Source organism: Microbacterium sp. ZW T5_45, from assembly GCF_044987415.1.
Classification (GTDB): domain Bacteria; phylum Actinomycetota; class Actinomycetes; order Actinomycetales; family Microbacteriaceae; genus Microbacterium.
Window position 1 is genome coordinate 23,514 of sequence record NZ_JBJDRJ010000037.1, and the last position, 14,007, is coordinate 37,520.

Consider the following 14,007-nt stretch of genomic DNA (forward strand, 5'->3'; position numbering starts at 1 on the left):
GAGAGGAAGAGGATGACCACGGTCTGGATGGTCGTGCGCCGTCTCGGGATCAGCCTGATCACGCTGCTCGGCGCCGCGACGCTCACCTTCTTCGCGCTGCGTCTCGTGCCGGTCGACCCCGCGTTCGCGATCCTCGGCGCAGGTCAGCAGCAGGTCGACATCAGCCCCGAGGTGCTCGCGGTGGTCCGCGCCGAGTACCACCTCGATGAGCCGCTGATCGTGCAGTACTTCCTCTATCTCGGTCGTCTCCTGCGCGGTGACCTCGGCATGTCCTATGTGCAGGAGCAGCCGGTCGCCCCGCTGCTGCTCGCGCAGGCCGGCCCCACGGTCTCGCTCGCGCTCGCCGCGATCCTCCTCGCCGTCGTGATCTCGCTCATCGGCGGCGTGCTCACGGCGGGACGCCGCCTTCCGAACTGGATCTCATCCGGCGTGGAGCTGGTGCTCGCCTCGACGCCGGTTTTCTGGCTCGGCTTCGTGCTGATGCTGGTGTTCGCGGTCTGGCTGCGAGCGCTGCCGATCCTCGACAGCGGCGACCTGCGCTCGCTCGTGCTGCCCGCTCTCACGCTCGCGCTGCCGACCGCCGCCCTCCTGCTGCAGGTGCTGCGGCAGTCGCTCGACGACGCGCTCGAGCAGCCGTTCATCCTCTCCGCCCGCGCGCGCGGGCTCGGTTCGCTGTCGGTCACGGTGCGGCACGCGCTGCGCCATGCGGCCGTCCCCTACCTCACGATGCTCGGCTTCTCCTTCGGCGCGCTTCTGGGAGGCGCCGCGATCACCGAGACGCTGTTCAGTCGCCCGGGACTCGGACGAATGCTCGTCGACGCGGTCGCCGCGCAGGACATCCCCGTCGTGATCGGCGTCGTGCTCGTCGCGACCGCCGTGTTCATCGTGGTCAACACCCTCGTCGACCTCTCCTACGGTCTTGTGGATCCGCGCGTGCGCGAGCGCGATGAGAAGGCGGATGCCGCCACGGAGGTCACCGCATGAGCGGGGGAGTCATCGCCGAGGCCGTCACCACACGACAGCACGTCCGCTGGCGGGGCTGGGTGCGCCTGGCGGCCGACATCGGCACGATCCTGTGCGCCGTGGTGCTCGTGGCCTTCGTGCTGGCGGCGATCTGGCCGCAGCTGCTCACCTCGCAGGACCCGCTCGCCGCGGACCGCGCCCTCATCCTCTCGGCGCCGTCGGCGCAGCATCCGCTCGGCACCGATGAGATCGGCCGTGACGTCTACGCGCGCATCGTGCACGGCGCCCGCAGCTCGCTCGTGCTGGGATTCGGCGCGGTGCTGATCTCGCTCTTCTTCGGAACGATCTTCGGCCTCGTCGCGGGTCTGTCGAACCGGGTGGTCTCCACGATCACGCTGCGCCTGACCGACATCGGCGCGGCGTTCCCCGAGCTGGTGCTCGCGATCCTCATCCTCGCGCTGTTCGGCGGAGGCCTCGCGACCGCGACGATCGCGATCGGCATCGCCGGCATCCCGTACTACGTGCGCGTCGTGCGCGGCGAGACGCTGCGCGTGCGGAACTCGACGTTCATCGAGGCGTCGCGCGGCATGGGACTGTCGAGGGCACGCGTGCTCGGTCGGCACCTGCTGCCGAACGCCGTGCGCCCGGTCGTCGTGATCGCGACGATCGGCCTGGGCGGAGCCACGCTCGCCGGCGCCGCACTCTCGTTCCTCGGCCTCGGCAGCCCGCCGCCGACGCCCGAGTGGGGTGCGATGCTCTCGAACGCGCGCAACTTCCTCACGCTCGGCTGGTGGGCGGCGGTGTTCCCCGGTCTCGCGATCACGCTGTTCGTGATCAGCACCACGGTGCTCGGCCGCCGGCTGCAGGCACGACTGGAGGGACGCGGATGAGCGCGCTGGTCAGGGTCGACGGGCTGAAGGTCTCGTTCGCGCACGGCACGGTCGTCGAGGGCGTCGGCTTCGAGCTCGCACCCGGTGAGTGCGTCGCGCTCGTCGGCGAGTCGGGGTCGGGCAAGTCGGTCAGCGCGCGCAGCCTGCTGGGTCTGGTGGGAACCGGATCGCGGGTGGATGCCGCCGCGCTCGAGATCGACGGACAGGATGCTCGCGGGTTCTCGGAGCGCCGCTGGCGGGGCATCCGGGGGCGGCGGATCGGATACATCCTGCAGGACGCGCTGTCGTCGCTGGATCCGCTGCGCACGGTCGGGCAGGAGGTGCAGGAGGCGATCCGTGCCACGGGTGGTCCGCGCGGTCGCGCTGGACGGGAGCGCGCGCTCGAGCTGCTGCGCCGCACGCATGTGCCGGATCCCGAGACGCGGATCGATGAGCGTCCCTCGCAGCTCTCCGGAGGACAGCGTCAGCGCGCCCTCATCGCCACCGCACTCGCCGGCGAGCCGGCCGTCCTGATCGCCGACGAACCGACGACCGCGCTCGATGTGTCGGTGCAGAAGCAGATCCTCGCGCTCTTCGGAGAGCTGAAGGCGCAGGGCATCGCGCTGCTGCTGATCAGCCACGACCTCGCGGTGGTGTCGCAGCTGGCCGATCGGGTGCTGGTGCTGCAGAGCGGGGCCGTTGTGGAGTCCGGCGAGACCGCCGAGGTGCTCTCGAACCCTGCGCATCCGTACACGCGCTCGCTCATCGAGGCCGCCCCGCGGTTCGAGGCGGGTGCCGGGGAGAGCGCGTCCGAGGCCCTGCCCGACGTCGAGGACGTCGTGCTCGCGGTCGATGACGTGCACAAGACGTTCCGGCTACCCAGCGGCGCGCGGCGTCACGCCGTGAAGGGCGTCTCGATCGCCGTCCGGCGCGGGCGCTCGCTCGGAGTCGTCGGCGAGTCCGGATCGGGCAAGACGACCGTCGCGCGCATCCTCGCCGGGTTCGAGACGGCGGATGCCGGCACCGTGCGGCGCGTGAGCGACGACCCGCGGGACGTGCAGTTCGTCTATCAGGATCCGGGGTCGTCGTTCGATCCGCGGTGGACCGTGGGCCGTCTGCTCGATGAGGCGATCGCGCTGCGGCATCCGTCCCTTCCGAAGGGCGAGCGCGAGGCTCGCGTGGTCGACTGGCTCGAACGGGTCGGGCTGTCTGCCGCCGTCGTCGACCGGCGTCCGTCGTCGCTGTCGGGAGGTCAGCGTCAGCGGCTCGGCATCGCCCGCGCGCTGGCGGTCGAACCGGCGGTCGTCGTGCTCGACGAGCCGGTGTCGGCGCTCGACGTCGCGGTGCAGAAGCAGATCCTCGAGCTCATCGCGCGGCTGCAGGCCGAGACCGGCGTCGCGTACCTCTTCATCTCGCACGACCTCGGCGTGATCCAGAAGGTGTGCGACGAGGTCGTCGTGCTGCAGGGCGGCGAGGTCCGCGAGCAGGGCCCGACCGCACAGGTGCTCGGCGACCCGCAGCACGAGTACACGCGCGCGCTCATAGACGCGGTGCCGGCGCTGCCGCGGGGCAATTCTCCAACCTTGAACGAGAGCCTGGACGAAAGTCGATAGACAGGCGCGCGGTGAATATCTCTCCGATCGCGATCGCTGAGTAGGGTGTGATTGCCGCGTTCGTGCGCCGTGATGTCGGCGCCTCAGTCCGCGTGGCACGAACGAGGTCTCCGCTGATCACCAGCGCATCGACGCGGGGGAGCGATTCGACCTGTGCCACCGTCGCGACGAACCGGTTCAGCCGCTCCGGAGAGAGGTCGAGGTGCGGGTCGCTCAACTGGGCGATCGTCAGCATGATTCCCCCTGCCCGAGATCACGTCAGAGTATCAGCGGCGCGTGAGTCGGCTCGGCACACCGCGTGCACGTGTGGAAAGTCGGAGGATCGGCGCGACACGCCGGTGACGGATGCCGCAGCACGGCGTGGCGGAACGAAACTCCGACTTTTCGCACCGATGCACCGCGGCGCCCCGCCCGCGCCGCGCTTCCGTGGCGCCCCCGCCGGGCCGCGTTACCGCGCCGCGCCCGGCACGAGCTGCCGGTACGCGCCATCGATGCCGAGGAAAACGCGAGTGCCCAGTACGACGAACTGCGCCGGAGTGCCGTTCGCCTGGAGAGGGAGAGGAACCGACCACAGCTCGTCGCCCGTGTCGGGTTCGTGGGCCGAGACGGAGGCGCCGTCGCTGAGCACGACTTCGTTCGGCGTCCACAGAACGTCGGTGTGCACCTCCTCGTCGATGCGGAGATGCCATCGCTCCTCGCCCGAGACGGCGTCGACCACGGCATAGCCTTCCCGCGAGCGCAGTCCGAGGAGATCTCCAGACCGCACGACGCCCTCACCTCGGACGGGGAGCGAAGCGTGCAGCTCGATACCGCGCGTGCCGGAGGAGGCATCGCGCAGATCCTGCCCCAGGTGGTCGCTGACGAAGAGCTCAGATGTCGCCGTCGGGGCGTTCGCATCCTGCCCCCAGTCGTCCCCGACCGGCCAGGCGCTCGCGCGAGAAGACGTCCAGATCGATCGGCCCTGCCCGTCGCAGATGTGCGTGTCTGTCGTTCTGCTCGCCACGAAGACCGATCCGATCGCGGTCGGAGCGACCGGCAATCCCTCGCCGGACTTCGGAGCGCTCAGGCATTCCTCCGACCAGTCCTTGATGGGCGAGCCATCGGCGAGGTCGAGCACCTCGACGCTGTTCGACGAGTGCACGAAGATCCGTTCGCCCTGCATGTCGACGGGCCATCCGGCATCCGTCTCCGCCTCCCACACGATCTCGCCGGTGCCGTGATCGAGCAGGCGCATCCGCCCGCCGATTCCGCTGGTTCCCTCGATGCGCGCGCTGAGCAGCACGTCGCCATGTCGGGTCAACTGCACGTCGTAGCGGGCGTCGTCGAGGCCGTCGTCGCCGAGCGGGACGGACCACCGCAGCGAGCCGTCGTCGGCCGAGAACCCGGCGAGCACCTCAGGGCTGGTGAACGTCGTTCCGACCACCCGCACGACCACCACCTCGGTCTCGGGCGTGGTGAGGAACTCGAACCAGTGGGGAGTGTCGCCGGGATACTCCCTCGCGAGGCCGTCGGCGAGCACGGCCTGCCACACGATCTCGCCGGTCTCGAGCGACACGGCGGAGAACCGCGTCTCGTCGGCGTCGTCGGCGACGATCACGAGACCACCCGAGATCAGCGTGGCGGTGTCGTCTTCGCCCGGATCGCGGCCGCTGCGGATGCCCGTGATCGGAACGTCCGAGAGCACCGGTTCGCTCGGCAGCGACGCCCCGGTCGGCGTGCGGTTGCCGTGCGCCGACGGCGGGGGCGGAGGCGGGCCGGGCAGGAGTCGCGGCAAGAATACGGCCACGAGCACGATCGCTGCGAGGACGCTTGCGATGAGCGTGACGATGAGGCGGATCCGACGCGTCCGACGGGCCCGGGCGACCGCTGCGGGCCACCCGGCGGAGAGGGTCGGATCCGTCGACATGCGTCGATCGTGACACAGGCGGCCGACACTCCCGAAGTCGCGCGGCGATGTCTGACCCCCGTCGTAGCCTGGCGTCATGGCATCCCCCGCAGCTCGCACCGCCCTCGACGTGGCCGACTGGCGCCGCCGCGTGTTCGCTCTCTATGCCGCCGTCCGTCGCGTCGACTCGGCGGAATCCGCGAAGGAGGCGCACGAGCTCTGGCGCATCGATCGCGACGACCTCATGCTGCGCCATCCGGCGACCCCGTTGCTCCCGGACGACTGCGAAGGGTTCACCGGCCTGCCCATCGCCCCGTACGATCCCGCGTGGCGGTTCGAGCTGCCGGTTCTCGCCGCCGAGCCGGGAGGCTTCGAGTTCGAGACCGGTACCGACGGCGTCGTCCCGTTCGAGCGCATCGGCCGGGTCGAGATCCCGGATGCCGGTCCGCTCGATGTGTGGCGGCTGACCTCCTACGGCGGAGGCGTCTTCATCCCGGTGCGCGATGCGCTCGCCGGCAGGCCGGGCGGAACGTACGGCGGCGGTCGCTATCTCATCGACACGATCAAGGGAGCGGATCTCGGGTCGGATGCCGCGGCCGGCACGATCGTGCTGGACTTCAACTTCGCGTACAACCCGTCGTGCGCATACGACCCGGCATGGGCGTGCCCGCTCGCGCAGCCCGCCAACGTGATGCCGGTCGAGATTCCCGTCGGCGAGCTCTACGGCATCGGAGGCTAGACCGCCGTCGGGCTGACGCCGTTCACGAGCCAGTCTCCGACGAAGCGGTGCTTGTAGATACGCGGGTTGTGCGACACGATCGTGCGGGCGTTCCGCCAGTGCCGATCCAGCGCGAAGCGCGAGCTCGTGCCCGACGACCCCAGGACGTCCAGGACCTTCGTCGCGGCATCCAACACCGTCTCGCCGGCGGTCACCTGTGTCACCGTGGTGTCGAGCCAGGAGCGCTCGAGGTCGCTCTCCGCCGGGTAGTCGGTCTCGGCGACCGTGTCGAGCTGACGGAGCGATTCGAGGAACTGCGCCTCGAGCGTGCGATGCGCGATGAACAGCCGGCCGAACACCTCGAGCAGCTGCGGATCCTCGCTCAGGGTCTGCGTCGAGGCGCGACGGTGCGAGCGTACGCGCGCCCTGAACGCCTCGAGCCCGTCGCGGATCACCGCGCGTCCGATGCCGACGAGCAGCGCGTTGAGCGTCGACTGATAGAACTGCTCCTGATAGCGGTAGCGCTCCGCGTACACGAACTCCGCGTTGTCGGGAACCCGCACCCGGTCGTACGTCACGCTGCCGCTGCCGGTGAGCCGCTGGCCGAAACCGTCCCAGTCGTCGCCGATCGTCACGCCCTCGGCATCCGTCGGGATCAGGGCGACGACCTTCTCGCCCGCGGGATCGTAGGCGAGCACGGTCGACCAGGTGGCGTAGATGCTGCCGGTCGAGTACAGCTTGCGACCCGTGAGCCGGCGGATGCCGTGCTCTTCGGTGATCGTCGTCTGGGTGTCGACGACGCCGGGTGCCGCCGGTTCGCTCCAGCCCCCGCCCACGACCTCGCCGGCTCCGAGGCGCCGCAGCCAGTCCGCGCTGCGCGGGTCGTCGGGGTCGTGCAGGCGGTCCTCGATGAAGGAGAGATGGTTGCGCCAGATGTGGGCGAGGTTCGGGTCGGCCTCTGCGAGTTCCGCGATCAGGCGCAGGATCTGGACGAGACGGATGCCGCCGCCGCCGTGCTCGACGGGCACGCGGAGTCCGGCGAAGCCGTGCGCGATCAGCGCCTGCAACTGCTCCTGCGGAGGCGTACCGGAGGCCTCGCGGTCGCGGACTCCCTCGCCGATCTGCGCGAACAACGGGCGGAACCGTGCCGCGAGCTCCTCATAGCCCTCGAACGCGTCCACCTGTGCGGAGGCCACGGTGATGTCGGTCATGGTGCTCCTTCGCGGACGGACTGGTCCTCGGAAGGCTAGGCGACCCGCGGGTGGCGGGCGAGCAGCGGTTACGTCGGCTTTCCGCAGATTGAGGGATGTGACGGGATGCTCGTGTGCGGTGCGGAACTCTGTTAGCGGATGCCGTTCGCGGTATCCGCTCGTGCGGCCGCTCGACCCTGCGTCGGCACACCGCTCGGGAGGAGAACGCACGTTCGGGAGGGATTTCCTGATGAGATCCTCAGCCCGAGCGCGTGAACTCCGCCCGAGCGTGCCGCGCGGAGAGCCCTCCCTCCGCGCAAACACCCTCAGACCCCGCGCCACTCCTCCGCCGTGGTGAGCGGCACCGCCTCGGGGCGTGACACCGTCGTCGTGAGAGTCTCGCGCGTGCCCGAGTGCGCCGACGCCGTGAGCAGCGTCATGATCTCGAGCACGTGCAGCGCGACCTCGCCGCTCGCCCGCCCCGGACCCCTGACGAAGTCGACCAGACCGATGCCGCGGCCCGCCTGCTCGTACCCGCCGGCCGGTGCGACCGCCTCGGGTTCGCCACCGCGCCGGTGCACGACGACCTCGCCGTCGAACGTGTTCGGATCCGGCACGACCACCGATCCGTCGACGCCGTGCACCTCGATCGGCGGTGCGGTCGTCGGCATCCCGTCGAAGCTCATCGTCACGGTCGAGAGCGCTCCGGACTCGTGGTGCAGGATGCCCGTGACGTGCGTGTCGACCTCGACCGGGATGCTCTCGCCGGCGCGCGGCCCCGTCGCGATGATGCGCGCATCGCGCGAACGCGATGACGCCCCCGACACGGCGACGACCGGACCCAGCAGCTGCACGAGGCTCGACAGGTAGTACGGCCCCATGTCGAAGAGCGGCCCGCCGCCGTCACGGTAGTAGAAGTCCGGGTGCGGATGCCACGCCTCATGCCCCGGTGACGACCAGGTCGCCGTCGCCGAGACGGGCCGGCCGATGTCGCCGCGGTCGATGACCTGGCGCGCGGTCTGCACGCCGGTGCCCAGCACCGTGTCGGGAGCCGAGCCCACGCGCACTCCGGCGGCAGCGGCGGCCTCGACGATCGAGCGACCGTCGGCGAAGGTGACCGCCAGCGGCTTCTCCCCGAACACGTGCTTGCCGTTCGCGATCGCGGCCAGCGCGATGGATGCGTGCGCCGCGGGGATCGTGAGGTTCAGCACCGTGTCGACCTCTGGGTCGGCGAGGAGTTCTTCCGGGCTCATCGCCCTGGCTCCCTCGAGCTCGGCGGCGACGGCATCCGCTCTGGCCGCGTCGAGATCCGCGACCGCCGTGATGCGGACGCCGGGCACCGTCGCCAGGGTGCCGAGGTACTGCGTCGAGATGACGCCGAGGCCGATGATTCCTACTCCGATCGAGCCGCCCACAGCAGCCCCCTTTCGACGATGGTCCTGACGTTGTCGTCCTGCAGCACCTCGGGACTGTGCCCGGGGGTCGCCACGAAGATGCGCCCCTCGCCCCAGAGCCTGGTCCACACGGCGGGCGACACGATCGGCCGGTGCCACGGGTGGTACGGCTGCACCGGGTGGGTCGTCGTGGCCAGCACGTCGATCAGGTCGTCGTGCAGCACCCAGTACTGCTCGGTGTGCAGTGTGAAGTCCGCGATGTCGCGGGTGATCTCGTGCGTGCGTCCGAGGTCGGTGATCTCGACGGTGTAGTCGAGGAAGTTGTCGGAGGCCTCGCCGTGCCGAGCATCCGGATGGGTGGACGGATGCGTGGCGAACTGTCCGCCGACCAGCTGCAGATAGTCCGAGGAGTTGCGGTACGAGTCGGCGATGCCGCCGTGCCAGCCGGCGAGTCCGGTGCCGGCGGCGACCGCCGCTCGCAGACCCGTGAGGGCCTCAGCCGAGATCTCGGACATCGTCACGGACTGCAGGATGAGGTCGGTCGCGGCGAGACGCTCGGCGTCGCGGTAGACCTCGGGCGAATCCTCGATCGTGACCTCGAAGCCGCTGTCGCGGAGGAACGGGAGGAACAGGTCGGTCGCCTCGATGGGCTGGTGTCCGTCCCAGCCGCCGCGGACGACGAGAGCGGTGCGAGTCATGCGGGTTCTCCTTCGGGGATGCGGGTGCGGATGCTGTCGTTCGCGGCACTCGACTCGACGGCCGCGAGCACGCGCTGCACCTGCAGCGCCTCGGCGAAGTCGGGCGAGGCGGGCGTCTCGCCTGCGACGGCCCGGATGAACTCGACGGCCTGGTGCGTGAAGAGGTGCTCGTAGCCGAGGCCGTGACCTGCGGGCCACCAGGCTCCGGCGTAGGGGTGATCGGCTTCAGTGACCTGCACCCGGCGGAATCCCTCGGCGGTGTCGCCGGTCGTCTCGTAGACCTCGAGCTCGTTCATGCGCTCGAAGTCGAAGGCGATCGAGCCCTTCTCCCCGTTGATCTCGATGCGGTTCGCGTTGCGGCGGCCCGTCGCCATGCGGGTCGCCTCGAAGACGCCCAGGGCGCCGCCCGCGAAGTGCGCAGTGAAGGCGACGGCGTCGTCGACGGTCACCGGCAGGCGATCGTCGAGGTCGGCGGCGACGCCGCCGAGACCGGTGACGGCGGAGCGCCGGGGGCGCGAGGTCACGAAGGTCTGCGTGGTGGCCGACACGTCGACGATCGGCTCGCCGAGCAGCCACTGCGCGGTGTCGATGCTGTGCGCGCCGATGTCGCCGAGCGTGCCCGAACCCGCCTTCTCGCGGTCGAGACGCCAGGTGTGCGGAGCATCCGCATCCCTCAGCCAGTCCTGCAGGTACTGCGCGCGCACGTGGCGGATGGTGCCGAGGCGTCCGGCGGCGATGAGTTCGCGGGCGAGTGCGAGGGCAGGAGTGCGGCGATAGCTGAAGCCGCACACCGCGACGGATCCGGATGCTGCGGCTGCGGCATCCGTCATGATCTCGGCTTCGCCGACGGAGTTGGCGAGCGGCTTCTCGCACAGCACGTGCTTGCCGGCGGCGAGGGCAGCGAGCGCGATCTCGGCGTGCGTGTCGCCGGGAGTGCAGATGTCGATGACGTCGATGTCGTCGCGAGCGATGACCTCGCGCCAGTCGGTGCTGTGCTCCGGCCAGTCGAGCTCTTCCGCGGCGTGCGCGGTCGTCGCGGGGTCGCGGCCGACGAGCACCGTCGGCTGCGGGTCGAGCGGCAGCGCGAAGAACCGCGGTGCGGTGCGCCAGGCCTGGGTGTGGATGCGGGCCATGAATCCGGTCCCGATGAGTGCGATGCGCAGTGGCTTCTGTGCCATGGCCCCTCCTGTGTCGGATACGAGCTTGCCAGCCTGGGTGGCCACGCGCGGCTACTTTGCGCAAAACTGGGAGAATGGTCACTCTGGCAGAGGTCGCCTCCCGGGCGGGGGTCAGCATCTCGACGGCATCCCGGGCGCTCGCGGGGCGTGGGGAGATGACGACGAGCACGCGACGTCGAGTGCAGGCGGTTGCGCGCGAGCTGGGCTACGCCCGCGTGCCGTCGGCCGGTGGACGTCCGTCGGGCTCGGGGCGTCTGCTCGACCTCGTGCTCACGGGTTATCACACCGCGTATGCCGACGAGGTGACGGCCGGCGCGCGCAGTGCGGCCGCGGATGCCGGCTACGACCTCGTGCTCACCGAGGAGCGCGACGATCCGCGCGACGACTGGCCGGTGCGGATCCGTCGGCGCGGATCGAGCGGGGTGCTGCTGGGCCTGATCACGCCGACCGCGAATCAGCTGGGCGTGCTCGCCGAGGCGGGGATCCCCGTGGTGGTGATGGATCCGGTCGCGGACTCGAACCGTGGCCTCGGCAGTGTGCGGACCACCGACCGTGAAGGCGCGGCGGATGCGGCCGAGCATCTGCTCGATCGCGGTGCGACGACGTTCGCGATGGTGAACGGCGTGCCCGCTTACCGGTTCGGCAGGGCCCGCAGGGAGGGCTTCATCTCGGCGCTGCGGCATCGGCATCCGTCGATCGAGGTGCCGGTGATCGATGCGTCGTGGGCGTCAGCCGAGGCGCATCCGCAGATGGTCGATCTGCTTCGACGGGTACCGGAGGGCGAGCGCATCGGGGTCTTCGCCGGGTCGGACGCCATGGCCGCGGGCGTGTACGCGGCCGCCGCTGCGGCATCCCGTCGGATCCCCGATGACGTGTTGGTCGTCGGCTTCGATGACATCCGGGGTGCGCGATGGCTGACGCCGCCGCTGTCGACCGTGCATCAGCCGATCCGTGACATGGCCGGGACCGCGGTGCGGATGCTGGCGGATGCCGCGACGGGCGAGGCCCTGCCGGCTGAGCCCGTCGTGCTGCCGACGCGGCTGATCGTGCGCGGGTCGACGTGAGTGGGGCGTTCTGCGGGCGGCGTCGGTGAGACCGACGTTCTGGCGTGAGACAGGCGGGTTTGTGGGGCGGTGGCGGTGAGGCCGACGGTTCGGCGTGAGACGGATGCTCTCGTCGTCGGTTTCGTGCAGGGTCGTCGGTCTCGCGCAGGATCGTCGGTCTCAGGGGGAGAGGGAGCCAGCCTCAGTCGAGCAGCTGCTCGAGGGGATTGTCCGCGAGCTTCACTATGAGCCCGCCGTCCACGAGTCGGCGGGCATGACTGAGGGGCTTGCGGGCGGCCTGAGCCTCGACCTGCTCCCCGAACTCGGATGCGAGAGTCGTGCGTGGATACGACTCGAGAACTTCGCGACGGAAGCTCATCGGGAGATCGTCGGCCCGACGACCGGAGATGTCGAGCCCGGTCGCGATCTCGAGCAGATGCCCCTCGACGTCGACCGCGGGATCGACCTCGGGCCAGTTGTGCCGCACGATCACCTCGTTCACCCGGCGTCGACGCTCCGCAGACCAGCCGGCTCCCGCGGTCACGGCCTCGCCGACGAACCCGCCGGCCTCCTCATAGCCGAGCGCATGGTTGTCGTACGCCGAGGCGAGGCCGATATCGTGCAGCAGCGCCGCCGTGTAGAGCAGTTCGTGGTCGATGTCGGTGAAGCCGTCGACGACGGCGAACGCCTCGGCCCAGAGCCAGGAACGGAACACGTGGTTCGCCAAAGCCGGAGTGTGGAAGTCGGCGACCAGCACGCGGGCGCCTCGAGCGGCTGCGGTGTCGGGCGGGGTGAAGTCGGAGAGCTGCATGATGGCTCAGCGTATTGCGCCGCCTCGACCATGGGCGCGGGATGGCGGCCCTCCTGCGATGAACGGCAGAAAACAGGCGAGCCTGGCCGGCGATGCAGCCCGCCGAGCCGGTGGCGCGAGCTGCGGAACTCCCCGCCCCACCCGCATCCGGCCCCGGCTCCCGGCATCCGCCCTCAACGCCCCCGGAAACGCCGACGGGCGCCCCGCGAAACCATCGCGGGGCGCCCGTCGGAGGACACGTCAGACGGTGCGCGCGAACGGATCGAAGTCGACGGGCATCGCGGGGATGTCGGCGACCGTGCTCTCGACCGCGACGAACTCGCCGCGCTCCGCGGACTCCTCGGCCGACAGCATGACGTCGAGCACGTGGTAGCCGACGTCGCCGTTCGCGCGGTGCGGGCGGCCTTCGGCGATCGCGCGGACCATCTCGAGCAGTCCGAGTCCGCGTCCGACGACGACACCCTCCTGCTCGACCTCGATCCACTGCTGCTCGAACGGGAAGGATGTCGGCATCTCGGTGAACGGCTTCACATAGGCGATGCGTCCGTCGAAGGTGTTCGGGTCGGGGATGACGATCGTGCCCTCGGTGCCGTTCACCTCGAACACGCCATGGCGCGACACCGCCGAGTCGAAGCTCAGCAGGTTCTGCGCCTGCTGGCCGGCGGCGAACTGGGTCAGCACCGAGATGGTCGACGGCACCTCGACGGGGAAGGTCTGCCCCGCCTGCGGTCCGACCCGCACGACGCGCTCCTCGCGGCCGCGCAGTCCCAGAGCGCCGACGCGGGAGATCGAGCCGAACAGGTTCACGAGCGCGGTGAAGTAGTACGGGCCGAAGTCGAACAGCGGGCCGCCGCCCCGTGCGAAGAGGAACGACGGATTCGGATGCATCAGGTCGGGGCCCTGCCACTGCATCGAGGTCGTCGCGAACAGCGGCGTGCCGATGAGGCCGCTCTCGATCGCACGCTTCGCCGTCTGCAGCCCGGGGCCGAGGACGGTGTCGGGAGCCACGCCGACGCGGAGCCCTGCGGCATCGGCCTGCGTAAGAAGGGCCGATGTGCTCGCGCGGTCGAGGCCGATCGGCTTCTCGGTCCAGACATGCTTGCCCGCGGCGATCGCCCGGGACGAGACCTCGGCGTGCACGGCCGGGATCGTGAGGTTCACGATGACCTGCACCTCGGGGTGCGCGAGCACCTCGTCGACCGTTCCCGACTCCGGGACGCCGTGCTTCTCCGCCTGTGCGCGAGCGCGGTCGAGGTCGAGATCGCCGAGGATCACGACGCGCACGTCGGGGAAAGATCCGAGGTTCTCGAGGTAGGTGTCGCTGATCATTCCGACGCCGATGAAGCCGACGCCGACCGGCGCGCTCGAGACGGATGCTTCGGGAAGTGCCACAGTGATCTTCTTTCGTGAGTCGAACGGTCCGCGGTGACCTGCGCTCACGCTAACACGAATACCACCACGTGGTGGTTTTGGGTTCGGTCTGACTGAGACCGACATGTCGGCGTGAGACGGATGCTCTGTAGGGCGGCCCGCGTGTCGTGGAGTGTTGTTCTCATTTCCGTTCTGGTTAGGCCGCTTTGGCGGCGGTGGTCCGTGTCAGATGGGCCATCGCTTCGGCTGGAGTGGCGTAGCCCAGGGCTTGATG

The 14,007-nt window shown here is 70.2% G+C and carries 12 protein-coding genes; 5 read left to right on the plus strand and 7 right to left on the minus strand.

What is annotated here, in order from left to right; translation table 11 throughout:
• Positions 1 to 12: 12 nt before the first annotated feature.
• Genes ACI3KS_RS16015 through ACI3KS_RS16025 form a run of 3 tightly spaced genes read left to right on the plus strand, consistent with a single transcriptional unit; the run spans position 13 to position 3,445 of the window.
• Entirely contained in the window at positions 13 to 984 is a 972-nt protein-coding gene (locus tag ACI3KS_RS16015; RefSeq protein ID WP_404919537.1) for an ABC transporter permease, read from the plus strand.
• Entirely contained in the window at positions 981 to 1,853 is an 873-nt protein-coding gene (locus tag ACI3KS_RS16020; protein WP_404919538.1) for an ABC transporter permease, read from the plus strand. Before ACI3KS_RS16015 ends, ACI3KS_RS16020 begins: the two co-directional genes overlap by 4 nt.
• Entirely contained in the window at positions 1,850 to 3,445 is a 1,596-nt protein-coding gene (locus ACI3KS_RS16025) for a dipeptide ABC transporter ATP-binding protein (RefSeq protein ID WP_404919539.1), read from the plus strand. Before ACI3KS_RS16020 ends, ACI3KS_RS16025 begins: the two co-directional genes overlap by 4 nt.
• A 448-nt stretch (positions 3,446 to 3,893) precedes the next feature.
• On the opposite strand, the gene ACI3KS_RS16030 is transcribed toward ACI3KS_RS16025, so the two are convergent.
• Complete coding sequence (locus ACI3KS_RS16030; protein WP_404919540.1) at positions 3,894 to 5,351, minus strand: PQQ-binding-like beta-propeller repeat protein; 1,458 nt, start codon at positions 5,349 to 5,351, stop codon at positions 3,894 to 3,896.
• A gap of 76 nt (positions 5,352 to 5,427) precedes the next feature.
• On the opposite strand from ACI3KS_RS16030, the gene ACI3KS_RS16035 reads away from it, so the two are divergent.
• Positions 5,428 to 6,069, plus strand: a complete 642-nt coding sequence (locus tag ACI3KS_RS16035) for a DUF1684 domain-containing protein (RefSeq protein ID WP_404919541.1) — start codon at positions 5,428 to 5,430, stop codon at positions 6,067 to 6,069.
• On the opposite strand, the gene ACI3KS_RS16040 is transcribed toward ACI3KS_RS16035, so the two are convergent.
• From ACI3KS_RS16040 to ACI3KS_RS16055, 4 genes are all read right to left on the minus strand, one after another.
• Complete coding sequence (locus tag ACI3KS_RS16040; RefSeq protein ID WP_404919542.1) at positions 6,066 to 7,259, minus strand: acyl-CoA dehydrogenase family protein; 1,194 nt, start codon at positions 7,257 to 7,259, stop codon at positions 6,066 to 6,068. The two genes, ACI3KS_RS16035 and ACI3KS_RS16040, sit on opposite strands and share 4 nt — an antisense overlap.
• A gap of 305 nt (positions 7,260 to 7,564) precedes the next feature.
• Entirely contained in the window at positions 7,565 to 8,653 is a 1,089-nt protein-coding gene (locus ACI3KS_RS16045) for a Gfo/Idh/MocA family protein (protein ID WP_404919543.1), read from the minus strand.
• Positions 8,632 to 9,330, minus strand: coding sequence for a ThuA domain-containing protein (locus ACI3KS_RS16050; RefSeq protein WP_404919544.1), 699 nt, complete (start codon positions 9,328 to 9,330; stop codon positions 8,632 to 8,634). The genes ACI3KS_RS16045 and ACI3KS_RS16050 overlap by 22 nt, the downstream gene beginning before the upstream one ends.
• Positions 9,327 to 10,508, minus strand: coding sequence for a Gfo/Idh/MocA family protein (locus tag ACI3KS_RS16055; RefSeq protein WP_404919545.1), 1,182 nt, complete (start codon positions 10,506 to 10,508; stop codon positions 9,327 to 9,329). Before ACI3KS_RS16055 ends, ACI3KS_RS16050 begins: the two co-directional genes overlap by 4 nt.
• A 74-nt stretch (positions 10,509 to 10,582) precedes the next feature.
• Here ACI3KS_RS16055 and ACI3KS_RS16060 point away from each other — a divergent pair, with 74 nt between their 5' ends.
• Positions 10,583 to 11,572, plus strand: a complete 990-nt coding sequence (locus ACI3KS_RS16060; RefSeq protein WP_404919546.1) for a LacI family DNA-binding transcriptional regulator — start codon at positions 10,583 to 10,585, stop codon at positions 11,570 to 11,572.
• Between the two features lie 181 nt (positions 11,573 to 11,753).
• On the opposite strand, the gene ACI3KS_RS16065 is transcribed toward ACI3KS_RS16060, so the two are convergent.
• Positions 11,754 to 12,362 carry an HD domain-containing protein gene (locus ACI3KS_RS16065; protein ID WP_404919547.1) on the minus strand — a complete coding sequence of 203 codons (609 nt, stop codon included), beginning with the start codon at positions 12,360 to 12,362 and terminating at the stop codon, positions 11,754 to 11,756.
• A gap of 240 nt (positions 12,363 to 12,602) precedes the next feature.
• Positions 12,603 to 13,754, minus strand: a complete 1,152-nt coding sequence (locus ACI3KS_RS16070; RefSeq protein ID WP_404919548.1) for a Gfo/Idh/MocA family protein — start codon at positions 13,752 to 13,754, stop codon at positions 12,603 to 12,605.
• Between the last annotated feature and the right edge of the window lie 253 nt (positions 13,755 to 14,007).

What these genes read in the sequence shown, in the direction of transcription:
- ACI3KS_RS16015 (WP_404919537.1), top strand. Translation starts at nt 13, where the DNA reads ATGACCACGGTCTGGATGGTCGTGCGCCGTCTCGGGATCAGCCTGATC.
- ACI3KS_RS16020 (WP_404919538.1), top strand. Translation starts at nt 981, where the DNA reads ATGAGCGGGGGAGTCATCGCCGAGGCCGTCACCACACGACAGCACGTC.
- ACI3KS_RS16025 (WP_404919539.1), top strand. Translation starts at nt 1,850, where the DNA reads ATGAGCGCGCTGGTCAGGGTCGACGGGCTGAAGGTCTCGTTCGCGCAC.
- ACI3KS_RS16030 (WP_404919540.1), bottom strand. Translation starts at nt 5,351, where the DNA reads ATGTCGACGGATCCGACCCTCTCCGCCGGGTGGCCCGCAGCGGTCGCC.
- ACI3KS_RS16035 (WP_404919541.1), top strand. Translation starts at nt 5,428, where the DNA reads ATGGCATCCCCCGCAGCTCGCACCGCCCTCGACGTGGCCGACTGGCGC.
- ACI3KS_RS16040 (WP_404919542.1), bottom strand. Translation starts at nt 7,259, where the DNA reads ATGACCGACATCACCGTGGCCTCCGCACAGGTGGACGCGTTCGAGGGC.
- ACI3KS_RS16050 (WP_404919544.1), bottom strand. Translation starts at nt 9,330, where the DNA reads ATGACTCGCACCGCTCTCGTCGTCCGCGGCGGCTGGGACGGACACCAG.
- ACI3KS_RS16055 (WP_404919545.1), bottom strand. Translation starts at nt 10,508, where the DNA reads ATGGCACAGAAGCCACTGCGCATCGCACTCATCGGGACCGGATTCATG.
- ACI3KS_RS16060 (WP_404919546.1), top strand. Translation starts at nt 10,583, where the DNA reads ATGGTCACTCTGGCAGAGGTCGCCTCCCGGGCGGGGGTCAGCATCTCG.
- ACI3KS_RS16065 (WP_404919547.1), bottom strand. Translation starts at nt 12,362, where the DNA reads ATGCAGCTCTCCGACTTCACCCCGCCCGACACCGCAGCCGCTCGAGGC.